Source organism: Bacillus sp. AF23 (assembly GCF_020861455.1).
Lineage (GTDB): Bacteria > Bacillota > Bacilli > Bacillales > Bacillaceae > Bacillus > Bacillus halotolerans.
Window position 1 is genome coordinate 116770 of record NZ_JAJHVY010000021.1, and the last position, 24225, is coordinate 140994.

Genomic DNA, 24225 nt, shown 5'->3' on the forward strand with positions numbered 1-24225 from the left:
GCTGCACGGAGCGTCCGAACATGAATCGCCATTTTTATCCGTACAAGCAGGAGGTATGTCCAATGCAATACTTTTCACCAGAACAGCAATACAATGCGTGGGTTGTGAGTGATTTAGTAAAACAGGTCTTCCATCAGCGTGTCGGCTATTCAGCCGGCATTCACCAGCTTGCCATCTTTGCCGAAGAAACATTTCACATCGATATTGACTTTGTTTTCTCTATTGTGATGAATATCGGAGACATTGAATTTGCGCTCTCTGAAGAAATCGAAAAAAAATTGTCCGGCTATCTCAGCGTTCTTCTTCCCCATGTCAGCAGAGATATGCTTGAAGCCTCTAAAGCCAACGCCAGTTCGTTTTTATCCCACAGACACGGCGATGCTGTGTACGATTTATTTGTGCCATATGACCCATACATCAAAAAAATATAAAGCAGCGGGCTTCTGTTTCTTTATTTAAAAAATATTGACATAGGAAGCCATGATATTATAGTGTTTATTTGTGATAATGATTCTCATTATTAAATTCAGAAAAAAGGAAGAAAACAATGCGCACCTATCCTAACAAGTTTATTGCCATCATCAGTGTTTTATTAATCGCTTGTTTCATTATATCCGGCTGTTCATCAAGTCAGGATAACAGCGGCAGCAAAGCCGGAAGCAAATCTAAGGATTCAAGAGTCATTCAGCACGAAGACGGGAAAACAACAGTGACCGGCACACCTAAAAAAGTTGTTGTGCTTGAGCTTTCATTCCTGGATGCTGTTTACAATCTCGGCATCACGCCGGTAGGCATCGCCGATGACAACAAAAAAGACATGATTCAAAAGCTGGTCGGCAGCCCGATTGATTATACATCCGTAGGCACGCGAAGCGAACCGAATCTTGAGGTCATCAGCTCCTTGAAGCCTGATTTAATCATCGCTGACGCTGAACGCCATAAAAACATTTACAAACAGCTGAAGCGAATCGCACCGACCATTGAATTGAAAAGCCGGGAAGCGACTTATGATGAAACAATCGACAGCTTCAATACCATTTCTAAAGCATTAAATAAAGAAAAAGAAGGAAAAGAAAAACTCGCCGACCATACAAAGGTCATTGACGATCTGAAAGCGGAGCTTCCAAAAGATGAAGACCGCAGCATCGTTCTCGGCGTGGCAAGAGCCGATTCCTTCCAGCTTCATACGTCATCTTCTTATGACGGAGAAATCTTCAGCATGCTCGGCTTTACGCACGCCGTGAAGTCAGATAACGCGTATCAAGAGGTCAGCCTCGAGCAGTTAAGCAAAATCGATCCAGATATTTTGTTTATTTCAGCCAACGAGGGTAAAACAATCGTAGATGAGTGGAAAAAGAATCCGCTCTGGAAAAACCTAAAAGCGGTGAAAAACGGACAAATCTACGATGCAGACCGTGACATTTGGACAAGATTCAGAGGAATCAAGTCCAGTGAAACAAGCGCCAAAGACGTGCTCAAAAAAGTGTATAATAAGTAGGACAAAAGAGAAGCGAGGAGAATCCTTGCTTCTTCGTTTTTGCAAACAGACGCAGCAAGGAAGTGAGACTGTTGTATTACTCAGCCAAACGGCGCTCATCATCAAGATTGATGGTTTTTATCATTGCACTGATCATCCTTATTTTCGGGCTTGGGGTGAATCTCTCAGTAGGCGCCTCAGACATCGGCATCATTGATGCTTTGACATATCTTTTTGTATGGGACGGATCAAAAGAACAGCTTATCATCTCTACTCTTCGCCTCCCCCGCACATTAATCGGCGTTTTCGTCGGCGCCAGCCTGGCTGTAGCAGGAGCGCTGATGCAGGCCATGACAAGAAACCCTCTGGCTTCACCTCAAATTTTCGGTGTGAATGCGGGTGCATCGCTGTTTGTCGTTGCTTCTCTCGTCATTCTGCCGGCATCGTCTTACTCTTCGGTTGTGTTCGCTTTTGCAGGTGCGGCGGCAGGCGGCGCAATTGTGTATATGATTGCCTCTTCCGGCGGAATGACACCTGTCAAACTGGCGCTGTCAGGAATGGCGGTGCATTTGTTCCTGTCCTCCATGACACAGGCGATTATTATTTTAAATGAGTCGGGAGAGGATGTGCTGTATTGGATGACGGGTGCGATTGACGGAAGCAATTGGCAGGACGTTATGACCATTGCCCCGTTTTCTGTCATCGGCATTGGACTTGCCCTTGTGTTTTCAGGCCCCGTTTCTGTTCTCGGTCTCGGTGATGAAACCGCAAAAGGACTCGGGCAAAACATGAACGGCATGCGGATTCTGATCAGCTTTATCATTTTAATTCTTTCCGGCGCTTCTGTGGCGGTTGCCGGCCCAATCGGCTTTGTCGGGCTGCTCGTCCCGCATATCGTCCGCAAGCTGATCGGAGAAAATTACAAGTATGTGCTGCCGTTTTCGGCGCTGTTCGGCGCCATCTTATTGGTGTACGCAGATGTCCTGGCCAGATGGATTGCATTCCCTTATGAATCTCCGGTCGGCATTGTCACCGCCATTATCGGAACACCATTTTTCTTATATTTAGCAAGGAAAGGGCGAAATCTGAAATGAAGAAATCAACCAGAAAACAAAAACGCCCCTTGCTGGCCATCCTCATATTGGCTGTCATCCTGCTAGTGCTGTCCGTGATCAGCATCGGCTTCGGGGCATTGTATATTTCACCTGATGCGGTGGTTACGAACCTGTTAGGAGCGGATCATTCCTTCGAGTTTATTATTCAGCAGTACCGGCTCCCCCGCATTATACTGGCGATTCTGGCAGGCGCCGGGCTTGCCGCTGCCGGAGCCATTTTGCAGGGTGTCATCCGAAATCCCCTTGCGTCTCCGGACGTTGTCGGAATTTCAAAAGGGTCCGGACTGGCCGCCATGGCCGTTATTCTCATTTTTCCTGAGTCTCCGGTCTACGTGCTGCCGTTCTCCGCATTTGCCGGAGCAGCCATTATTGCTGTAGTATTATTAATGATAGCCCGCAAAAAAAGCATTCAGCCCTCTTCATTGGCTTTATCAGGCATTGCCTTAGGCGCGGTCTGCCACGCCGGCATGCAATATATGATGGTCAAATTTCCGGGGGACGTCAATGCAGCGCTCATTTGGCTGACAGGCAGCCTCTGGGGGAGAAACTGGGAAGAAGTCAAGCTCCTTGCGCCATGGCTTTTGGTTCTGTTGCCGATTGTCTGCATCCTCATTCCGAAGCTTGATCTGATGTCACTCGGAGATGAGTTAGCGCAGGGTCTCGGCGAAAATGCAAACAGGCTGAGATTCATCCTGATTTTCACCGCAGTTGCACTGGCGGGGAGCTGTGTAGCTGTCGTCGGATCAATCGGTTTTATCGGGCTGCTTGCGCCGCATATCGCCAGAAGGCTTGCCGGAGAAAAAGCTAAATATTTACTGCCTGCATCGGCATTACTCGGTGCTATTATATTACTAATCGCAGATACATTAGGACGCGGCATCATGCCTCCGGTTGAGATACCCGCCGGAATATTGACAGCTGTGATCGGCGCGCCTTATTTTTTATATTTATTGAAATTCGAAGCGAGGAAACAGTAGGGAGAGGATACCATGGGAAAACTGGCTGCAGACCAGCTCACTCTTTCATATGACAGCACAGTGATTATTGACGGAGTCGATTTAAAGATTGAAGAAGGAAAAATCACTGTGCTCATCGGCGCCAACGGCTGCGGAAAATCAACAATCCTCAAATCGCTTGCCAGGCTGATGGCACCAAAAAGCGGCACGGTCCTATTAGAAGGAAAAGATATTCATCGCCAGCCGTCCAAAGAAGTGGCTAAAAAGCTGGCGATTCTTCCTCAGTCTCCTCAGGCGCCTGAAGGATTGACGGTACAGGAACTATGCTATTTCGGCAGACATCCTCATAAAAAACTGTTATCCAAGCATACGCAAGAGGATCACGATATGGTAGAGTGGGCGCTTGACGCAACCGGAATGAATGAGCTGAAGGATCGGACACTTGATGCCCTTTCAGGCGGTCAAAGACAAAGAGCCTGGATTTCCATGGCGCTTGCACAAGGCACTGATTTGCTTTTGCTCGATGAACCGACCACTTACTTGGACATTTCTCACCAAATTGAGGTGCTGGAGCTGCTGAAAAAGCTGAACCGGGATCATGGACGCACAGTTGTCATGGTGCTTCACGACTTAAACCAAGCCGCTCAATATGCTGACTATCTGATCAGCGTCCTGGACGGAAAAATCTACAATGCCGGAACGCCGGAAAACGTCTTTACCCAGCCGTTTTTCCGGGAAGTCTTCGGCTTGGAATGCTGCATCATGAGAAGCCCGATCGACCAGAAGCCGATGTGCCTGCCGATGGGACTATGCCCAAAATTACGGACGTGATGAAAAAGGAGAGGAATCTGCCTCTCCTTTTTTTATGCGGCTTACTTTTTGTATTTCATCACTTGTCCGTGTTACATTGGTGTCAATCAAATGATAGGAGGATGAATATGACAACAGCTCAACAGCAGATTCAATTAGCAAGACGTCCGCAAGGGGTGCCCGTTCACGAAGATTTCCGCTTTGAAACAATCCCCGTTCCTGAGCCGAAGCAAGGTGAGGTGCTTGTCAAAACACTCTATGTGTCAGTCGATCCTTACATGCGCGGACGAATGCAAGACACGAAGTCATACGTAGAGCCATTTGCCTTAGACGAAGCGCTGTCAGGCGGTGTCATTGCTGAAGTTGTGTCAGACGGAGATAAGCTGAAACAAGGAGAAATCGTAATCGGAAACCTGAACTGGCAGGAATATTCCGCTGTCAGCGAGGCCGCCGTGCGAAAAATTGATACAAGTCTCGCCCCTGCTTCAGCGTATCTCGGCATTTTAGGAATGACCGGTTTGACGGCATATTTCGGCCTGCTGGACATCGGCCGCCCGAAAGAAGGCGAAACCGTGGTTGTCTCCGGAGCTGCAGGGGCTGTCGGTTCCGCTGTCGGACAGATCGCCAAAATTAAGGGAGCACACGTCGTCGGTATCGCAGGCTCTGATGACAAAATTGACTACTTAAAGAATGAACTGCAATTTGACGAAGCGATTAATTACAAAACTGCAGATGATATTCAACAAGCGCTTGCTGACGCTTGTCCGAACGGTGTCGATGTGTATTTTGACAATGTCGGCGGGCCGATTTCAGATGCGGTCATGAACCTTCTCAATGAGTTTGCCCGTATCCCTGTGTGCGGCGCCATTTCTTCCTATAACGCGGAAAACGAAGCGGACGACATGGGCCCTCGCGTCCAATCCAAGCTGATCAAAACGAAGGCGCTGATGCAAGGATTTATCGTAAGCGACTACGCCGACCGTTTTCCTGAAGGCGCAAAACAGCTGGCGGAATGGCTGAGCGACGGAAAGCTTCATTATGAGGAAACGATTACTGAAGGCTTCGAAAACATTCCCGATGCATTTCTTGGCTTATTTAAAGGAGAAAATAAAGGTAAACAGCTGATCAAAGTCAGTGATCCAAGCTGAAAATATACCAATAAAAGGAGGGCTTTCCGCCCTCCTTTTATTTTTGAGAATACGTCAATGACGAAGAGTCAAAGTAAAAAATCCATCTTCATCAGGTTCTGTTTCTGCCGACGTAAACCCGGCTGCTTTAAAACAGGATAAACTGACTTGATTGTCTTCTTCAATGCAGGCAGCCCATTCACTTACCCTCGCAAAATTGGGATCATCAATTAATTTACGTAATATCGTTTTCCCATAACCTTGAAGATGCTGCTGAGGATTTACGATCAATCCAATATACGCCTTATCCTCTACGAACTCAATGACGGCCATTCCTGCCGGCAGCTGTTGGTCATATGCCATCATGACAGCATTGCTTTCATCATTAATCACTCGGGCGTACCACTGATGTAATGGCAGCATTCCATCCATTCTCTCCCTGACATTCTCTTTCTCAAACCACTTTTCAATAATGTTCAGCTCAGACTCCTTCAAAAAACGAAAACGGTCTATCGAAGCCATCTCCTCACCCCGCTCCTATTTTCTGTTATTTTACAGCAAAAAGGAAGGGCGATTCCGCCCTTCCTTTTATTTCGTATTCAGGTTACCGCCTGAATAAACAGCTTCACTCAGCTCCACGCCAAGTTTCTTCGCCATTTTCTTCAGCTTTGATTCTTCCATACGTGTGACAAGACTCAGTACGTTCCCTTCTTTTCCAGCCCGTCCTGTTCGCCCTGATCTGTGAACATAGCTGTCTTCATCAGGAATATCGGCGTGGATCACATACGGCAGGTTTTCAATATCCAAACCGCGCGCGGCAATGTCAGTTGCCAAAAGCAGCGGAAACTCGCCCTGCTCAAACGCTTTAATGATCTTCGCCCGCTCCATCTTTTTCGCCTCACTGTGAAGGATGCCAAGGTCGACATGATGGTACGCCAGCTTTTCCGCGTACACACTAAGGTTACCGATATCTCTCACAAACACAAGCGCCTGCATGCCATGAAGTCTTGAAAGCTTTTGCAGCAGCTTCACTTTGTCGCGCTGGTCACAGATGATGTATTGATGCTTCACTTTTCCCGCTTCCGCTTTGCTGCGTTCTACCTTCAAAACCTCGGGCTCTTTCGTCATGTCGCGGAGCACGTCTTCTGTTTCTTTCTTCAGTGTGGCTGAAAAACAAAGAAGCTGGCGGTCTCTTAATGTCGTTTTAATGATTTGCTTGATTGTTTCACGATGCTCCGGCAGGACAAGCTGATCGGTTTCATCAAGTACGATCGTTTTCACTTCATGCATCTTGAGTTTTTTCGCTTGAATCAGCTCAAACACCCTGCCCGGCGTCCCGACGATAATATGCGGATGATTCTTTTTCAGCTTTTCGACCTGCTTTTTCACATTCGCTCCGCCGATTAAGGAAACTGCCCGTAATTCTGATCCCATTTTCCAGTCCTGAATCACCTGAAAAATCTGCATCACCAGCTCACGTGAAGGTGCTAAAATCACCGCCTGCGGATGCTTCTGATCAGGTTTGATGCGCTCCAATACCGGCAGTGCGTAGGCAAGCGTCTTACCTGTTCCTGTCGGCGATTCTGCGATGACATCCTTACCTTCCATGGTGAGTTGGGCCGCCTGCTCCTGCACAGGAGTCGGCTTTTCAAAGCCTGAAGCGTTCCAATTTTCTTTGATAAATGATTGTGCATTATGTAAAAATGGCCAAGTTTGCGTCATTTTTGTTCTCCTCGATTCCTAAAATCTATTCCATAGTATCTCAAAACAGCGCGCAGAACGCAATTTTTCTTTTTCTTTCCTATGCCTTTCAACAATCGTCTTCCTCCTTTATAATCAAAAGGTGAGAAATACACGCCATACAGCGTGTTCGATAAACGATAGAGGTGTAAACATGAGTATTTTATCTGTAAAGGACTTAAGCCACGGCTTCGGTGACCGGGCCATTTTTAATAATGTATCTTTCCGTCTTTTAAAAGGCGAGCACGTCGGTCTGATCGGCGCGAACGGTGAAGGAAAATCGACCTTCATGAATATTATTACCGGAAAGCTTGAGCCTGATGAGGGAAAAGTCGAATGGTCAAAAAACGTCCGTGTCGGCTATCTGGATCAGCATACCGTGCTTGAAAAAGGAAAATCCATCCGTGATGTGCTGAAAGACGCTTTCCATTATTTATTTGCAATGGAAGAAGAAATGAATGAGATTTATAACAAAATGGGCGAAGCAGATCCTGACGAGCTTGAAAAGCTTCTTGAAGACGTCGGTGTGATTCAAGACGCGCTGACGAACAATGATTTTTATGTGATTGATTCTAAAGTGGAAGAAATTGCACGCGGACTCGGCTTGAGTGATATCGGACTTGACCGTGACGTTACTGATTTGAGCGGGGGTCAGCGCACAAAAGTGCTTCTCGCCAAGCTGCTTCTGGAAAAACCGGAAATCCTGCTTCTCGATGAGCCGACCAACTACCTTGATGAGCAGCATATCGAATGGCTGAAACGCTACCTGCAGGAGTACGAGAATGCGTTCATCTTGATTTCCCATGACATTCCGTTCTTAAACAGTGTCATCAATCTGATTTATCATGTAGAAAATCAGGAGCTGACACGCTATGTCGGCGACTACCATCAGTTTATGGAAGTCTACGAGGTGAAGAAACAGCAGCTTGAAGCGGCCTACAAAAAACAGCAGCAGGAAGTCGCGGAGCTGAAGGATTTCGTTGCCCGCAACAAAGCCCGCGTCAGCACGCGAAACATGGCGATGTCCCGCCAAAAGAAACTCGACAAGATGGATATGATCGAGCTGGCGGCGGAAAAACCGAAGCCTGAATTCCACTTCAAGCCGGCCCGAACATCAGGAAAGCTGGTTTTCGAAACGAAGGATCTCGTGATCGGTTACGATTCCCCGCTCTCACGTCCGCTGAACCTCCGCATGGAGCGCGGGCAAAAAATCGCCCTTTACGGCGCAAACGGGATCGGGAAAACGACATTGCTGAAAAGCCTGCTTGGCGAAATCCAGCCGCTCGAAGGCTCTGTTGAACGAGGCGAGCACCTCTTTACCGGCTATTTCGAGCAAGAGGTCAAGGAAACAAACAACAATACGTGTATTGAGGAAGTTTGGAGCGAATTCCCTTCATATACACAGTATGAAATCCGCGCCGCTCTGGCAAAATGCGGACTGACGACAAAACATATCGAAAGCCGCGTCTCCGTATTAAGCGGAGGCGAAAAAGCGAAGGTCAGATTATGCAAGCTGATCAATTCGGAAACCAACCTGCTGGTGCTCGATGAGCCGACAAACCACTTGGATGTCGACGCCAAGGAAGAGCTCAAGCGCGCCCTCAAAGAATACAAAGGCTCCATTCTTCTTATTTCTCACGAGCCTGATTTCTATATGGACATCGCGACAGAAACATGGAACTGCGAGTCTTGGACGACGAAAGTGCTTTAATGTTACGAAAAAACCCGCCTGGTGAAGGGCGGGTTTTTTACTGCCATTTTTTCTGAACGATTCTCAAAAGCTCTCTGTCTTTTAAAATGAGCTGCAATGGCGAGGTGAATTCATCAAGTGTCAGCTCTCTTTTGGCAGACAGTTCAAGGTCTTCCTCATCAGCCCATGCGGTGAACCATTCAACCGAAAAGCTGTTTTTCATAACGCTGTGTATGTATTGATAAAGCATGTGTAAACACTTCAGGTCATATGCGTCAGGCTTTGCCTTATGCATGGAAAATGATCCCTCTTCAGCATGAACTATTATTTGATAAGGCAACCGTAAATGCACAGACACATTCTCAGCTTCCTCAAGATCAATGCCCGCCGCGTCAATACCTGACCGGAGCGGATGCCCTTTCCAGGAGTAGCCGAGGGCTGACTGAAAAAACCGGTTTCTAAAGGCGTTTTAGCAGCTAAATAGTAAAATTGTGTCATCAGGATGCCCTTTCTCGCGTCGATTTAATTATGATTAGATTATAACCGATTGCAAAACATATCCTTGCATGCCATTTCACTTCATAATAGAAGGGGTTAAAAATATGATAAATGGCTATCTGACGGGAAATACGATCATACCATTATGATGGGAAGGTTAAGCAAATAAAAAAAGACACTGCACCTTAGCAGTGTCTTTCGTTATTAATGCCCTGCCTTGATTCCGGCAAGATGTTTACGACCCATGAGAAGGACAAGCATGCCGACAAAAACGACGATACCGCCTACTGTATATGGTGTGCTTGCGGTAAAGTGTTCTGACAGCATTCCCGCAATCCACGGAGCGAGCGCGCCGCCGATGAAGCGGACTGAGCTGTAGGCTGAAGACGCGATTGAACGTTCAACAGGCGCAGCCCCCATGACAGCTGTTGTCATGATCGTGTTGACCATACCAAGGACAGCACCGGCCACAACGATACATGTAATAATCAACGCCTGATGCTCTGTCCAGATGCCCATAATGATCAGAATGACCGCAAAGGCGATAAAGAGAACAACCAAGGAACGCACTGTGCCCAGCGCTTTGTGCACGATCGGCGCCGTAAAGACTGACGTAATCGCCAGCAGAAGTCCCCAGCCAAAGAAAACATATCCAAGGCCGTGTTCATCTAAATCCAGAACGAACGGAGAATAAGCGAGCAAAATAAAAAATCCAAAGTTGTATAAGAAAGCCGATACCGCCATTGTCAAAAGGCCTTTATATTTGAGTGCCTTCATGGCGTCAAATACCCCAACGCGCTTCGCCGGTTTAGGCAATTTCGGCAGCATCAAGGAAATGGCGATTAACGCAATAAACATCAGGACAGATACTCCGAAGAACGGCGCACGCCATGAGATGCTTCCAAGCTCTCCGCCTGCAAGCGGTCCGACGGAAATCCCGAGTCCGAGCGCCGCCTCATACAAAATAATCGCTTGGGCGCTGCCGCCGACAGACACGCCGACAATGACCGCAAGCGCTGTTGAAATAAATAAAGCATTACCTAGTCCCCAGCCGCCGCGATAGCCGACAAGCTGAGCAATTGAGCTTGAACTTCCGCCAAGCGCTGCAAAGACAATAATAAAAATAAGTCCGAGAATTAACGTCCATTTTGCGCCGATCCTGCTGGAAATGGCTCCTGAGAAAAACATCATAAATCCGGTAACGAGCAAATAACTTGTAAATAAGAGTGATACTTCACTAGGTGAAGCATGTAATTGTGCGGCAATCGCCGGAAGAATAGGATCGACCAGCCCGATTCCCATAAAGGAAATCACACAGGCAAACGCGACAGCCCATACAGCTTTCGGCTGATTCAGCAAACCTGTCTTCTGATTCACTTGTTTTGAATTATCCATTTGATCTGACCTCCATCTTTATTCCATTAAAAGAAACGCTACAAAAATAGCGTTTAGCAAACGTTTTATTCGATTGATTGAATGGCATGCTCCGCTTTGTCTTTCATCCCGTGCAGACGTTCCTTAAAGCTTTGGAATGTGCGGATTTTTTCATCAATCAAATCCAGCTGGTGATTCAGCGTTTCCTGAATTTCCTCCAGCTTCTCTTTCCGTTCCTTTGGATCCAGTGACAACAAATACCCCTCTTTGTTTAACTCAAGCTGGCGGCTGGTTTCCATGAAATGCTGAAGCTCCTGAAGGGAAAAGCCAAGCACTTCCTTTGTGCTGATCACTTTCTCAAGCTCTTCCATATCATCCTCTGAATAAAGTCTAACGCCGCCTTCCGTCCGTTTCGGCGCTGGAATCAAGCCGATTTCTTCATAAAACCGAATGGTCCGCTTTGTCAGCCCGCTTCTTTTGGCAACTTGATCAATCTTCATCCATTCCATGGTAAATCCCCCTTCGCCTTTTCTGTTATTATTATACACCTTTTGCACCTTAACGTAAACGTTAAGTTTTGAAATGTAATAAAAAAGACGAGTACATAAAGCACCCGTCTTTCATTATCCTATTTTAAGCTAAGCTCCCTGTCACTGACAAAGACTGCTTTTGCATACTTTCAGAAAGCAGTCGATACGCGATAACCTTCTTCTTGTACTGTTTCACGACATCGATATGGTCATCGTAGCTGTACACAAACAGCTTTACATCTTTTTTGCCTTTTTTCGTATCTATCACGAGCGGTGTTCCGCCGTTTTCGGGGTATAAATAACGCTCTTCGTCGCCTGGGTAAATATAATATTTCTCCAGAAAGACAGCTTCGTTAAATTGATCGATCATGTGCCTTTTCTCTTCACCCTCGAGCCATTTTCCATCTAGAGAGAGAACAGCATCTTCGTCGTTCAGCTTGGCGTGCACCTCAAATTTGCTGAGCAGCCATTCTATGACGCCTGTTGGCAGGCAGGTTAATACGATTTTCACCAGACTCATGAGGATTAACATCACGATAGCCCATGTCATACTTCATCATCTCCGTTAGTTTTCCGTGTGCCGCTGACACACAATTCCATCCTATCATAAGCTGGCCGTTTCGTTTTTGTACATTATGTGAAAAAAAGTGCGGCCTGCTGCGGCCGCACTTTTCTAGCTTTCCAGCTCTTCTATCATGAGGGACAATTCCGTCCAGCGATCCATCGCTGTCTCAAGCTCTTCCGCTGTTTTTGCCTGCTCGGCCATCAGCTCTTGAATTTTCCCGAAATCACTGCCCGCCGCGGCGATATCCGCTTCAAGCTGTTCATGCTTTTCTTCAAGCTCGGCAATTTTATCTTCAATGCCGTCCCATTCAAGCTGATCTTTGTAAGAAAGCTTTTTCCGTTTTTTCTTCGGTTCCGCTTCAGCCGGTTTGATTTCAGCTGCGGGTTTTTCAGCCGTTTTTTTCGCTTTGGCCTGCTCCATATAGTCGCTGTAGGAGCCCTGGAACCGTGAAATCACGCCATTCCCTTCAAATACAATCAAACGGTCTACGACGCGGTCAAGGAAGTAGCGGTCATGGGATACGGTGATGACAACGCCGGGGAACTGTTCAATATAATCCTCAAGCACGCTTAACGTTTCTGTATCCAAGTCGTTCGTCGGCTCATCGAGAAACAGCACATTCGGCTCCTGCATCAGAACCTGAAGCAAGTATAAGCGCCGCTTTTCTCCGCCGGACAGCTTGCGGATATAGGTTTGCTGCATGGAGCGCGGGAAGAGGAAGCGCTCAAGCATTTGTTCAGCGGTGACGATATCGCCGTCCTCTGTTTTCACGACTTCCGCTGTTTCCTTAATGTATTCAATCACCTTCAGCTCACCGTTCATTTCACTGTGATCCTGGGTATAGTAGCCGATTCTTACTGTTTGGCCGATCGTAATATGCCCGCCGTCAGGAGTGATTCGTCCGGCAAGGCTGTTTAACAGTGTTGTTTTTCCAATGCCGTTCGGCCCGATGATCCCGATTCGTTCACCAGGTATAACCAGTTCATTGAATCGATCGACAAGCACGTTTCCTCCATAAGCGATCATCACGTTCTCCGCTTCGATTACTTGCTTTCCAAGACGATGGGAGCCGATCGCAAAGTCGAGCGAGCCGGCTGACTGAGGGCCTTTCTGCTCCTTAAGCGATTCTACCCTGCCGATTCTCGCCTTTTGTTTTGTGGAGCGTGCTTTCGCTCCGCGTCTTAGCCAGGCCAGTTCACGGCGCAGCAGATTTTGCCGCTTCGTTTCTTTTTGCTCGGCCTGCGCTTCCCGTTCCGCGCGCTTTTCCAAAAAGACTTCATAGTTGCCTTTGTAGGTATAGAGACTGCCCCGTTCAAGCTCATAAATGCGGTTTGTCACGCGGTTTAAGAAGTACCTGTCGTGCGTCACCAGCATGACGGCGCCTGGATATTGCGCCAAATACCCTTCAAGCCATTCAATCGTTTCATTATCCAAATGGTTCGTCGGCTCGTCTAAGATCAGGAGGTCGGCGGGCTGGATTAAGTTTTTCGCAATCGCCACCCGTTTTTTCTGTCCGCCTGACAGCTCGTTGACAGGCTTTGTTACGTCAGTTACTCCCAGCTTCGATAACACCGTTTTCGCCAAGGTATTCGCATCCCACGCATTGTTTGCATCCATTTTCGCCTGCGCAGCCAGCAGGTGTTTCTGGCGTTTTTCATCTTCCGGGTCTTCTCCCAGTTCATAGAGCGCCTTTTCATATTCACGGAGCGTTCTCATGACAGCCGATTCACCGGAATAAATATGCTCCAGTACAGTTTGTCCAGCAGGCAGCTGCGGGTCCTGATGAAGAAATTCAACATGCACGCTGCCGGATTTGGCGATGTCTCCTTCTTCAACAGATTCCAAGCCGGCAATCACTTTCAGCAGCGTTGATTTTCCGGTGCCGTTCGGCCCGATTAATCCGATTCTCTCATTCTCTTCAATATGAAAGGAGATATGGTCAAATAACGTCTTATCTCCGTATGTTTTGTAAAGGTTCTCCGCTTTTAGTATGCTCATGGTTCCTATCAATCCTCACGTAAGTTCATGTGTACATTTTAAATCAGCCGCTGGAATAAAACTAGTAAAAGAGCAGACAAATTTCATGGAAATACCGGACAGAAAAAAAGACCGGGGACTCTGTCCCCAGTCTCTTACTCTTCTTCAAGCGCTTTCTCTGCCATTTTAGCGAGATGCTGCGCACTGCCTGAGATCTCCTGCATCGTGGCGGAAATCTGTTCAACAGCAGCAGCTTGTCCGTCAGTATGCTGATTAATCGATTCAATCGATTCTTCTAGCCCTTTTAACAGGCTGTGGATTTTTTTCGTGATCTGATCGATCTGGCCGACATTTTCTTTCGAATGCGTCGCAAGCTTTCTGATTTCATCCGCTACGACAGAAAATCCTTTTCCGGACTCCCCTGCCCGTGCGGCTTCAATCGCAGCATTTAAACCGAGCAGATTGCTCTGATCAGAAATGCCTTTCACGGTTACTGAAATATCAGCGATTTCTCCCGCGCTTTCGCTTACCTTTTTCGCTTGTGAGGAAATGCCCGACATTTGCGATGAGAAACCGTTAATTGATTCAGAAATATCGGAAATGGCCGCAGCCGTTTGTTCAACAACTGCCGATAAGCTTTCCGCTACATCATGAAGCTTAGAGGACTCCTCAAGACTCGTGCCGAGGCCCACTCCCCCAATCACTCTTCCGTTCTGGTCATGAAGCGGGATGGCGCGTGCGATTAATGGAAAGCCGAACAACTCCTTCGGCACCATGCTCGTTTTTTTCTGATTGCTGCGAATCGCGTCTGTGATGATATCTCCTTCTTGCAGCGGATCTCCGGCTTTTACGTTAAGGGAAAAGGTTTTTGCCGGAATATTTACCAGCAATTTCTCCGTATCATAAATGCCGATTGTAATATCATCCTGAACCAGGCTGTTTAAATAAGGGGCTACTTTCACAAATGCGTCTAGAAGATCTGCTGTTTCATTTTCCGTTCTTATGCTCAATTCCAATCACTCCTTTTATTAGTAAGGGAAGCTTCGTTTTTCGTGCTGAACCGAAATCCATTTCAGCGTCGTAAATTCTTCAAGGCTCCATTCGCCATTTAATCGGCCGAGGCCAGATTGCTTTTCACCGCCGAAGGCCACATTCGGTTCATCATTAATCGTCGTGTCATTAACATGGATCATGCCCGTTTCAATCCGTTTCGCAAAAGCCACGCCGCGTTCAAGATTTGAGGTATGTACGGCTCCGCTTAAGCCAAATGGGGTATCATTCGCGATATCCACCGCTTCGTCTTCTGAATCAAACTTCATGAAGGAGACGACTGGCCCGAACAGCTCTTCCTTGGCAATGCTCATAAACGGTTTTACGTCTTTTAAGATGGTCGGCTCCACGATCGTCCCGTTAAATCCGCCAAGCTTCACTGGAACAGCCCCTTCTTCAATCGCTTTCTCAACAGATTTCATTAACCCGTCAGTCTGCCTGCTGTTGATTAAAGGCCCGATAATCGTATCAGGGTCCATCGGGTCGCCAACTTTCAGCGATTCCACTTTTGCCTGATACAGCTCAAGGAATTGATCATAAATTGATGAGTGAACCAGTACGCGATTGGCTGACATACAAATCTGGCCTTGATGGGTAAATCTGCTGAACACTGCCGCATTGACTGCATATTCGATATCAGCATCTTCAAGCACGATAAAGGCGCTGTTTCCGCCAAGCTCAAGAAGCGGCTTTTTAAAGTGCTTCATCGCGAGCTGGCCGATGTAGCTCCCCACTTTCGTAGATCCTGTAAATGAGATGATCCGCGGCACCGGATGTTCGACAAAGCTGTCACCGATTTCTGCAATGTCAGTGACAACAACATTCAGCAGTCCTTTCGGAACGCCCGCGCTTTCAAAAATCTTCGCAATCAGCGTACCGCCGCAAATCGGTGTTTCTTCGTGCGGCTTCAACACGACGCCATTGCCTGCTCCGAGTGCCGGCGCTACTGATTTCATAGATAAAAAGAATGGGAAGTTAAAAGGACTGATGACACCGACAACACCTGCCGGCACGCGATATAATCTGTTTTCCTTGCCGTCTATTGTAGAAGGAAGAATTTTCCCTTCCATGCGGACAGGGAACGTCGCCGCTTCTTTCATGATATTTTTCACGAGTCCGATTTCAAAAGCGGCTTTCAGCCTTGTGCCGCCCAGCTCTTCCATAATCAAATAAATGATGGCTTCTTCATTCTCTTCAATATACGTAACGGCTTTTTCTAAGATTGCTCTTTTTTCGAATGGGTTGACCGCATCCCATTTTTTCTTTGCCAAAGCCGCTGCCCGGTACGCTTCATCTACATCATCAGCAGTCGCTTTTTGAAAGGATGTGATTGTTTTATGAGTATAAGGATTTTTGTTTTCCAATACATTTGGGCTGCTGCCCTCCTGCCATTTTCCGCCAATAAATTGTTTGTTTAATTCTTCATATTGAAACATGGTCAGCATCTCCTTTTTAACAGCAAATCAAAATATGGCCAATCTATCATTTCTATCGGTTCACCATCAGCAAAATTCAATATCCCGTTTGTAAAAATTACTATATTATGATACGACAACGCTTTTTAGCTTCTATCGTTTAAAGCAGAAAAATATATGATTGACGGCGTCAAATTTCGACAATATAATACAACGAGAAATGTATATAATGATTAGAATATTTTGAATTTTCCAGGAGGAACTTTTTATGAGTTCATTATTTAGAAAAAAACCGCTTGAAACATTAAATGCGCAGAGCCAGTCAAAAAGCCTCGCCCGTACTTTAAGCGCATTTGATTTAACACTTCTCGGTATCGGGTGTGTCATCGGCACTGGGATTTTCGTTATTACAGGAACTGTGGCCGCGACCGGTGCCGGTCCTGCCCTGATCTTATCGTTCATTTTAGCGGGTCTCGCCTGTGCGCTTGCCGCCTTCTGTTATGCTGAGTTTTCGTCTTCGATTCCGATTTCAGGAAGCGTGTACTCATACTCCTATATCACACTTGGAGAGCTGCTCGCCTTTTTAATCGGATGGGATCTCATGCTTGAATATGTCATTGCGCTGTCGGCGGTTGCCACGGGCTGGTCTTCATACTTTCAATCGCTGCTCGCCGGCTTTAACTTTCATATTCCGGCTGCGCTGACAGGAGCTCCGGGAAGCTCGCCGGGCGCCGTGTTTAACCTTCCGGCTGCGGTTATTATTCTCCTCATCACTGCAATTGTCAGCAGAGGTGTCAAAGAAAGTACACGCTTCAACAACGTGATCGTGCTGATGAAAATCGGAATTATTTTATTGTTCATTATTGTCGGCTTCGGTTATGTCAAACCGGATAACTGGACTCCTTTTATGCCGTTTGGAATGAAAGGCGTCATTGTCAGCGCGGCAACGGTTTTCTTCGCGTATCTCGGATTTGACGCAGTTTCCAACGCTTCAGAAGAAGTGAAGCATCCGCAAAAAAATATGCCGATCGGCATCATTTCAGCTCTGGCCGTCTGCACCATTTTGTACATCACGGTATCGCTTGTTTTGACAGGTATGATGCCTTATGCCAAATTAAATGTCGGTGATCCGGTGTCCTTTGCGCTTAAATTCGTCGGCCAGGATGCGGTTGCGGGAATTATTTCTGTCGGCGCTATCATCGGAATCACAACAGTGATGCTCGCATTGCTGTATGCCCAGGTCCGTTTAACCTTTGCCATGAGCAGAGACGGTCTTTTGCCGGGATTGTTCGCAAAGATTCATCCGTCATTCAAAACGCCGTTCCGCAACACATGGCTGACAGGAATCGTCGCGGCGGGAATCGCAGGATTTATTAATCTCGGCACACTTGCGCACCTTGTGAACATGGGAACGCTTGCGGCATTTACTGTCATTTCGATCGCTGTGATTGTGTTAAGAAAGAAACACCCGGAAATCAAAGCCTCCTTCAGGGTGCCGTTCGTTCCGGTTGTGCCAATCATCAGCGCTGGAATATGCCTTTGGTTTATGTACAGCCTTCCAGGCATCACATGGCTTTCATTTGTCATCTGGATCGCCGTCGGAACAATCGTTTATTTCCTTTATGCAAAAAAACAGAGCTTATTAAACAAATAATTGTAAGCCGTCGGTGCGGACATTTCAAACGTCCAATTCGCCGGCTTTTTTCTTTTTTGCGTGTGCTATACTTTGAGTATACATACAGAAAGGAAGACCAGCCTTGAAACCATACCGCACTTTATTATTTGATGTAGATAATACCATTTTGGATTTTACAGCGGCAGAAAAATCAGCGCTGCGCCTGCTGTTTGAAGATCAGAACATTCCGCTTACCGATGAAATGGAATCCCGTTATCAAACAATTAATCAAGGCCTATGGAGAGCCTTTGAAGGCGGAAACATGACTCGCGATGAAGTGATGACCACCCGCTTTTCCGCTTTGTTCAAGGAATATGGCTATGAAGCAGACGAAGTGCTGCTGGACCAGAAATATCGCCGTTTTCTTGAAGAAGGGCACCAGCTTATGGACGGGGCTTTTGATCTCATCACAAAACTGGAACAGCATTTTGATTTGTATATCGTGACAAACGGCGTTTCCAGAACTCAGTATAAGCGTCTCAGAGATTCAGGATTATTTCCGTTCTTCAAGGACATTTTCGTTTCTGAAGACACAGGTTTTCAAAAGCCGATGAAAGAGTACTTCGACTATGTGTTTGAACGAATTCCCCATTTTTCAGCGGAGCACACCTTAATCATCGGCGATTCGCTGACAGCGGATATCAAAGGCGGACAGCTCGCCGGAATTGATACTTGCTGGCTTAATTCTGGCATGAATCTCACTGAAACAGAGGTTGTGCCGACGTATCATATCCGTAAGCTTGAAGAGCTATATCAAATTCTGAAAATCGAAAAACCAATCATCAACTGTTAATGTTTTTTGGCTGCGGGTGCTGCTTCTTTCCAAAAGGCGTCTTTTTTCCTCTTGATAAATCCTTCACCTTATGAATAATATGGTGGTATGCATTGGTGATATATGTTAGGAGGAGAATCATTTGGCTATTGCCGCCCCGCTGAAGGAAAAACCTGTTCAAAAACCCGGCACTACCGTGTATCCGATTTTGTTTATCATCGGAATCTGCCACATGCTCAACGATTCGCTTCAGGCTGTGATTCCGGCCATGTTCCCGATTTTGGAACGCTCCATGAGTTTGACGTTCACACAGCTTGGCATCATCGCTTTTACGTTAAACATGGTGTCATCCGTCATGCAGCCTGTCGTCGGCTGGTATACGGATAAACGGCCGCGGCCGTACGCCCTGCCGATCGGGCTGACTGCCAGCATGCTCGGCATATTGGGCCTTGCATTTGCCCCGTCATTTGTGACGATCTTGTGCTGTGTGTTTTTCATCGGATTAGGCTCCGCTATTTTTCATCCGGAAGGCTCCCGTGTGGCTTATATGGCCGCCGGCGCAAAACGCGGGCTTGCCCAGTCCATTTATCAGGTCGGAGGAAACTCAGGCCAAGCGATGGCGCCCCTGATTACCGCGCTGATCCTTGTCCCGCTCGGACAATTCGGTGCTGTCTGGTTTACACTTGTAGCCGCGCTCGCCGTTATGTTTCTGCTTTATATTGCAAAATGGTACGCCGCTCGGCTCGGCAGTCTTGCACAGAAGCAGGGCACCCAAAAGAAAGCCGCTGAACAAAACTCGTCTGTCACCAAGTCCGTTATAACCGCTCTTATTATTATTATCTTTTTGATTTTCGCGCGTTCTTGGTATACGAGTGCGATCGGCAACTTTTACACGTTTTACGCGATGGATACATATCACGTAAGCATTCAGCAGGCTCAGAGCTATATTTTCGTCTTTTTGCTGTTTGGCGCTGTCGGAACCTTTCTCGGCGGCCCGCTCGCAGACCGTTTCGGAAAACGAGTTGTCATTCTCGGCTCGCTGCTGTGCTCAGCGCCGCTGGCGATTCTGCTTCCATTTGCCGGCCCGGTTCTGGCCTATGGGGTACTCGCTTTGATCGGCTTGGTTCTCATGTCGAGCTTTTCCGTAACAGTTGTGTATGCACAGGAGCTTGTCCCCGGAAAGATCGGCACGATGTCCGGTTTAACCGTCGGCCTCGCCTTCGGTATGGGAGCAATCGGCGCTGTGGCGCTTGGCGCTCTCATTGATGCTGCGGGACTGACCCCGACCATGATTGCCATTTCGTTTCTCCCGATTCTTGGCATCCTCGCGTTTCTTTTGCCGAGTGATCAGAAACTGAGAGAATGGCATAGCTGAAAAAAACCCCTGCCGCCTGGCAGGGGTTTTTTAATCAAGCTGAATAAAATGAGTGTCCGGCACCGCGTGCTTCGGGATAAAACCGTCCGCAAAGTCCGGAAATGCCGCCTGTATTTCGTCAATCCATCTTTTCAGGTTTAACACATACGGCATATAAATCATTTCAATTGTCGCTTCGTCTTCAATGCGGTAATACCAGCAAAGATTAAATTCGTTCTCCGTCACCAATGTGAATCCGGAGAAATGATAGAAAATCAGCGGCGTTTCATCTAGATAAACGCGGCCGTCCTTTTGAGTCACCTGATAGTTTTCTATATTCCAAAGCGCCGTATTGGCTCCGGTTGATTTGACAACATGCACACCCTGATACTGCGCCGGCCACTTCTCCACATACCTTTGATCGCCGTACGTCTTTCTTTTCGTATTCATTTCCACCGTGCAATATTCAATGCAATCCTGTCTCCACTGCCACACCGCTTGATAGGCTTCTTCCGTATTCCGGGCGCCGACAAAGCCTGTGTTAAAACGCCCGGTCCGCTCATAATAAGACATGAACCGCGGCGAGTTGCGGTGATCGGTCAAATACAGTGAAGCCGCCGGATTTTCGGCAAAAATACGCGCTGGATCAGAAAAGAAAAATAGATCGGTATCCATATGGGCATAATATTCGGCGTCATCCCACTGGCTCATGACATGGAACAAAAATGCGGGCTTCAGTGTCCAGCAATACTCATGGAACGTTCTGTTGCTTTTCGCTTCCAATAGCTCCGGATCTTCCATTTCATGAAGCTGCACAAAGGTGACATGCTCCCATGGCACGTGCTGTAGCAATTCATATGCCTTCTGATCGACACACAGCACATATAAATGAAAATCATCGCAATGCTCATGGAGGGAATGAATCATAGGCATCAGTTTAAAGATGTGCGTCCTTGACACTATTGTTGAAAAATGAAATTGACTCACCATACCACATCCATTTATCTAAGATCCACGTGCAGTATATCATTGACAAGCGCATACAGCGCATTGGCAAAATCGTTTACGCCAAGCTTCTTCTTCGCTTTTGGCAGAAGCTTTTGAACGGCTTGCAAATCAAAGCTTTTCGCAGTCACCCGCGGTGTTTTTTTCTGCCAATCCGGGTCCAGATTGCGATCCTTCACGACATGGAGCAGCTCAAGAAACAGATGCAGCAGCATGTCGTATTTCTTCGAGTCCAGCAGCTTATGAATATCATCCATGATCCTGTTGGTCATGTCCGGAGGGAATGGGCCGTTAAAGGCAAGATGAACGTCTAATGACTGAATGTTGTTATATTTGTCGCACATATAGGCAATGTTTGCTCTGATATCGTCTACTGACTGACAATTGCTCGGGTGCTCCTGATGAACGCTGACAATATCGCGGTGCAGCCTGAACGTGAGTCCGGCCTGATGGAGCCTGATCCCAAGATCATAATCCTCAAACCCGTACCGCACAATGCCTTCGTCAAACAAACCGAGATCAGCCACATGCTTTCGTTTTACTGATGAATTGTTTGTGATAAAAAAACGCCACGGCATATGGTAGCCCTTTAAGTCATCGCCGTATTCATCCAGTATCCGCTTCAGCACGTCAATAAAATCGGTATCAAGGTCAAAGCTTTGGTCCAGAAAGCTTTCGTTTTTGATATCCGCTTCCGCCAGAAGCTTTTGTTTGTCTTTTTTCGGCATTTCATCATACAACTTTGCGAGCTGCTTCTTATGTTCATCTTCAAAGCGCTCATAATAATAGCTGTAGATCCTTTTCCAAAATAAACCGCACACAACAAGATTTTCTTTGTTTTCATGCGCTTTGATATGCTTTGCCACAAGATCTTTGGCAGCAAGCATATCGCTGTCATGAAATATCAGAATATCTCCTCTGGCATTGCGGACCGCCTGATTTCTTCCGTATGCAATGCCCCTGTTTTCTTTAATCCGTACAAAAATCAGCGGAAAGTCCGCTTGAAACGATTTGAGCATCGAGAGCGTCCCGTCCTCAGAGCCATTATCCGCTACGATGACCTCAAACTCTTCATCGCACTCCTGCTGGTTTAAAGACAGAAGGCTGTTATAGAGGCGCTCCTTTGAATTATATGCAGGAATAATAACGCTTGCTTTCACTTCATTTTCACTTCCTGTATTTAATCATTTATTTGTTATCATCTTTTGAAGCAAAACCGTTAAATTCAGGGTCAAGCGCTTTGATATGCTGAATGATATGCGGCAGGGTCTGCTGGTACAGCTCATGCACGAACGGCAGGTCTGTGCGTGTTGTTTCGTGAATCTGTTTGATTTCATTGATGCTGACGATTCGATATCCGCTGAAATGATAGAAGATCAGCGGGTTTCCATCTTCCAGCACAATTCGGCCATCCTTCCAGGAAAACGTATGCTGTCCGTAATTCCAATGGCCAATGTTCACACCTGGTGTCGTAATGTCACACACATTCGGAAACAGCTCAGACATATAATCCAAATAGCCCTGATCCCCGAATTTCCCTTCACCCGGCGCATTTTTACACTCCTCAAGACAGCGCTCCTTCCACCACTCCAGACAGTCCGTTCCTGCTTTATCATGTTTAAAGCTGATAAAGCCCGAGTTATATCTGCCTAACAGACGCTGCAGCATATCAATTTGCTCTCTCTCAAAGGAAGGGATGATAATATCGCCCCGGGAAAGAAGCACCGAGCAGTCCGGCTGGTTCGCAAATATCGGTGACGGGTCGGCGTAGAAAAATAGATCTCCGTCAATATACGTCACCCGTTCCAGTTCGGGATTGCTGTTCAGCACAGCTTGCAGAAAGATCGGCTTCATCGTCCAGCAGTATTCGCTTTGATCCCGTGTATCCTTCAGCTTCAGGAGCGTTTCATTTTCAAGCGCTGACACCGGTACAAGTGTCAGCTGCTTCAGATTCAATTTCTGCAATACGCGGTGCGTGTCATCATCCATACAAAGCGTAAAAATGGGGCTGTCTTGATCGACTTGCGCTAAAGACTTAAATAAGGCGACTGCCTGATATAATCTTCCTTTTGATAAAACGGTGCAATAGGCGCTCGTCACGGTATGTTCACCTCATTTCGCGTTACTTTTTGAAGAATTCTGTGTACCACGCAATGGTTTTTTCAAGTCCTTCATCAATGGTGTAAGCAGGTGTCCAATTCAGCAGCTTTCTCGCTTTTTCCGCAGATAAATATTGGTGCTTGATTTCATTGCTTCCCTGATTCAGCACCTTCGGCTTTAGATTGCTGTTCATTTTCTTTAATATTTTCTCGACTAACTCAAGCACAGTCAGCTGAATCTCATTGCTGAAGTTAAAGGCTTCCCCGGCGAGGTTGTGTTCCTCCATTTTCTCCGCCAGAAGCAGATAAGCCTGAACGGCATCTTCAATATAGAAATAGTCGCGGACAAAGGTGCCGTCGCTGCGGATTTCGGGAGCTTCCCCGTTTAGCACAAGCTGAATCGTCTGCGGAATGATGCGGTTGAAGTTCAAATCCCCGCCGCCGTACAGATTTCCGCAGCGCGTAATACAGACCGGCAGGCCATAGGTGTGAAAATACGTATGGCTGATCAGATCCGCGCAGCTTTTCGATACGTCGTACGGATGCTTGCCTTGCAGCGGCATATCTTCATCGTACGGAAGGTTTTCTTGATCACCGTATGCTTTATCGCTTGACGCGACAATGACACGCTTGATTAACGGATGCTTCCGGCAGGCCTCAAGAACATTCCACGTGCCGAGAATATTCGCTTCAAAAGTGGAAACCGGGTTGCGGTTCGCTACGCCGACAATCGCTTGTGCAGCGAGGTGAAACACCGTGTCGATTTCATACTCGCCAAGTGCGCGTTCAATCACGGGCAAATCTTCAAGAGCGCCCTGCACGATGTTCATTTTCTTCACATGTTCTCCCTGATAAAGATTGGACTGAGGCACATGATCTCTGACAAGCCCCGTCACGTTTGCGCCCTGTTCGATCAGCTCTTTCACCAAATAGCTTCCTAAAAGACCTGTACAACCCGTGACAAATACGTTTTTATTTTTCCAGAAACTCAAATCA

At 47.0% G+C, this 24225-nt stretch carries 23 protein-coding genes; 10 read left to right on the forward strand and 13 right to left on the reverse strand.

What is annotated here, in order from left to right; all coding sequences use genetic code 11:
* Nucleotides 1-62: 62 nt before the first annotated feature.
* The 6 genes from LNN34_RS12415 (at nucleotide 63) to LNN34_RS12440 (ending at nucleotide 5506) form a co-directional block, all read left to right on the forward strand.
* Nucleotides 63-431, forward strand: a complete 369-nt coding sequence (locus tag LNN34_RS12415; RefSeq protein ID WP_202663637.1) for a DUF3212 family protein — start codon at nucleotides 63-65, stop codon at nucleotides 429-431.
* A 116-nt stretch (nucleotides 432-547) separates the two neighbouring features.
* Nucleotides 548-1498, forward strand: a complete 951-nt coding sequence (locus tag LNN34_RS12420; protein ID WP_044163588.1) for an ABC transporter substrate-binding protein — start codon at nucleotides 548-550, stop codon at nucleotides 1496-1498.
* A gap of 71 nt (nucleotides 1499-1569) precedes the next feature.
* Entirely contained in the window at nucleotides 1570-2571 is a 1002-nt protein-coding gene (fecD, locus tag LNN34_RS12425; protein WP_044163586.1) for a Fe(3+) dicitrate ABC transporter permease FecD, read from the forward strand.
* On the forward strand, nucleotides 2568-3569 hold the full coding sequence (gene yfmE, locus LNN34_RS12430) for a Fe(3+)-citrate ABC transporter permease YfmE (RefSeq protein ID WP_229043544.1): 1002 nt from the start codon (nucleotides 2568-2570) through the stop codon (nucleotides 3567-3569). The genes fecD and yfmE overlap by 4 nt, the downstream gene beginning before the upstream one ends.
* A gap of 12 nt (nucleotides 3570-3581) precedes the next feature.
* Nucleotides 3582-4379: a Fe(3+)-citrate ABC transporter ATP-binding protein YfmF gene (gene yfmF, locus LNN34_RS12435; protein WP_229043545.1), complete on the forward strand. Its 798-nt coding sequence runs from the start codon at nucleotides 3582-3584 to the stop codon at nucleotides 4377-4379.
* Between the two features lie 107 nt (nucleotides 4380-4486).
* A complete protein-coding gene (locus tag LNN34_RS12440) occupies nucleotides 4487-5506 on the forward strand; it encodes an NADP-dependent oxidoreductase (protein WP_193660246.1) in 1020 nt (339 codons plus the stop codon).
* 54 nt (nucleotides 5507-5560) lie between these two features.
* On the opposite strand, the gene LNN34_RS12445 is transcribed toward LNN34_RS12440, so the two are convergent.
* The gene (locus LNN34_RS12445) at nucleotides 5561-6007 is read right to left on the reverse strand and encodes a GNAT family N-acetyltransferase (RefSeq protein WP_229043546.1); all 447 of its coding nucleotides are present in this window, start codon (nucleotides 6005-6007) and stop codon (nucleotides 5561-5563) included.
* A gap of 66 nt (nucleotides 6008-6073) precedes the next feature.
* Nucleotides 6074-7207, reverse strand: coding sequence for a DEAD/DEAH box helicase (locus LNN34_RS12450; protein ID WP_059353404.1), 1134 nt, complete (start codon nucleotides 7205-7207; stop codon nucleotides 6074-6076).
* A gap of 172 nt (nucleotides 7208-7379) precedes the next feature.
* Here LNN34_RS12450 and LNN34_RS12455 point away from each other — a divergent pair, with 172 nt between their 5' ends.
* A complete protein-coding gene (locus LNN34_RS12455) occupies nucleotides 7380-8936 on the forward strand; it encodes an ABC-F family ATP-binding cassette domain-containing protein (protein WP_044163577.1) in 1557 nt (518 codons plus the stop codon).
* Nucleotides 8937-8973: 37 nt separating this feature from the next.
* Here the strand turns inward: LNN34_RS12455 and LNN34_RS12460 are convergent, their stop codons facing one another.
* The 7 genes from LNN34_RS12460 to yfmT form a co-directional block, all read right to left on the reverse strand.
* A complete protein-coding gene (locus tag LNN34_RS12460) occupies nucleotides 8974-9210 on the reverse strand; it encodes a hypothetical protein (RefSeq protein ID WP_059293904.1) in 237 nt (78 codons plus the stop codon).
* Between the two features lie 407 nt (nucleotides 9211-9617).
* The gene (locus tag LNN34_RS12465) at nucleotides 9618-10808 is read right to left on the reverse strand and encodes an MFS transporter (protein WP_059293859.1); all 1191 of its coding nucleotides are present in this window, start codon (nucleotides 10806-10808) and stop codon (nucleotides 9618-9620) included.
* A 65-nt stretch (nucleotides 10809-10873) separates the two neighbouring features.
* Complete coding sequence (locus LNN34_RS12470; protein WP_024120538.1) at nucleotides 10874-11296, reverse strand: MerR family transcriptional regulator; 423 nt, start codon at nucleotides 11294-11296, stop codon at nucleotides 10874-10876.
* A gap of 124 nt (nucleotides 11297-11420) precedes the next feature.
* Complete coding sequence (locus LNN34_RS12475; protein ID WP_069487616.1) at nucleotides 11421-11867, reverse strand: YfmQ family protein; 447 nt, start codon at nucleotides 11865-11867, stop codon at nucleotides 11421-11423.
* A 123-nt stretch (nucleotides 11868-11990) separates the two neighbouring features.
* Nucleotides 11991-13880: an ABC-F family ATP-binding cassette domain-containing protein gene (locus LNN34_RS12480; protein ID WP_044163569.1), complete on the reverse strand. Its 1890-nt coding sequence runs from the start codon at nucleotides 13878-13880 to the stop codon at nucleotides 11991-11993.
* 134 nt (nucleotides 13881-14014) lie between these two features.
* Nucleotides 14015-14635, reverse strand: coding sequence for a methyl-accepting chemotaxis protein (locus LNN34_RS12485; RefSeq protein WP_369810965.1), 621 nt, complete (start codon nucleotides 14633-14635; stop codon nucleotides 14015-14017).
* A 252-nt stretch (nucleotides 14636-14887) separates the two neighbouring features.
* Nucleotides 14888-16345, reverse strand: a complete 1458-nt coding sequence (yfmT, locus tag LNN34_RS12490) for a benzaldehyde dehydrogenase (protein WP_101863633.1) — start codon at nucleotides 16343-16345, stop codon at nucleotides 14888-14890.
* A 247-nt stretch (nucleotides 16346-16592) separates the two neighbouring features.
* On the opposite strand from yfmT, the gene LNN34_RS12495 reads away from it, so the two are divergent.
* The 3 genes from LNN34_RS12495 to LNN34_RS12505 all read left to right on the forward strand — a co-directional run bounded on the left by LNN34_RS12495 (nucleotide 16593) and on the right by LNN34_RS12505 (nucleotide 20146).
* On the forward strand, nucleotides 16593-17978 hold the full coding sequence (locus LNN34_RS12495; protein ID WP_101863634.1) for an amino acid permease: 1386 nt from the start codon (nucleotides 16593-16595) through the stop codon (nucleotides 17976-17978).
* 103 nt (nucleotides 17979-18081) lie between these two features.
* Nucleotides 18082-18792 (forward strand): YjjG family noncanonical pyrimidine nucleotidase, encoded by a 711-nt coding sequence (locus LNN34_RS12500; protein WP_059336002.1) that lies wholly within the window; start codon nucleotides 18082-18084, stop codon nucleotides 18790-18792.
* A 121-nt stretch (nucleotides 18793-18913) separates the two neighbouring features.
* Entirely contained in the window at nucleotides 18914-20146 is a 1233-nt protein-coding gene (locus LNN34_RS12505) for an MFS transporter (RefSeq protein ID WP_101863635.1), read from the forward strand.
* Nucleotides 20147-20176: 30 nt separating this feature from the next.
* On the opposite strand, the gene LNN34_RS12510 is transcribed toward LNN34_RS12505, so the two are convergent.
* The 4 genes from LNN34_RS12510 to LNN34_RS12525 are packed head-to-tail and all read right to left on the reverse strand — an operon-like array spanning nucleotide 20177 to nucleotide 24221.
* Nucleotides 20177-21112 carry a putative nucleotide-diphospho-sugar transferase gene (locus LNN34_RS12510; protein WP_101863636.1) on the reverse strand — a complete coding sequence of 312 codons (936 nt, stop codon included), beginning with the start codon at nucleotides 21110-21112 and terminating at the stop codon, nucleotides 20177-20179.
* 14 nt (nucleotides 21113-21126) lie between these two features.
* A complete protein-coding gene (locus tag LNN34_RS12515) occupies nucleotides 21127-22290 on the reverse strand; it encodes a glycosyltransferase family 2 protein (RefSeq protein WP_069487620.1) in 1164 nt (387 codons plus the stop codon).
* 28 nt (nucleotides 22291-22318) lie between these two features.
* Entirely contained in the window at nucleotides 22319-23230 is a 912-nt protein-coding gene (locus LNN34_RS12520; protein ID WP_059353410.1) for a putative nucleotide-diphospho-sugar transferase, read from the reverse strand.
* A 22-nt stretch (nucleotides 23231-23252) separates the two neighbouring features.
* Nucleotides 23253-24221 carry a GDP-mannose 4,6-dehydratase gene (locus LNN34_RS12525; protein WP_024120527.1) on the reverse strand — a complete coding sequence of 323 codons (969 nt, stop codon included), beginning with the start codon at nucleotides 24219-24221 and terminating at the stop codon, nucleotides 23253-23255.
* Nucleotides 24222-24225 lie beyond the last annotated feature (4 nt).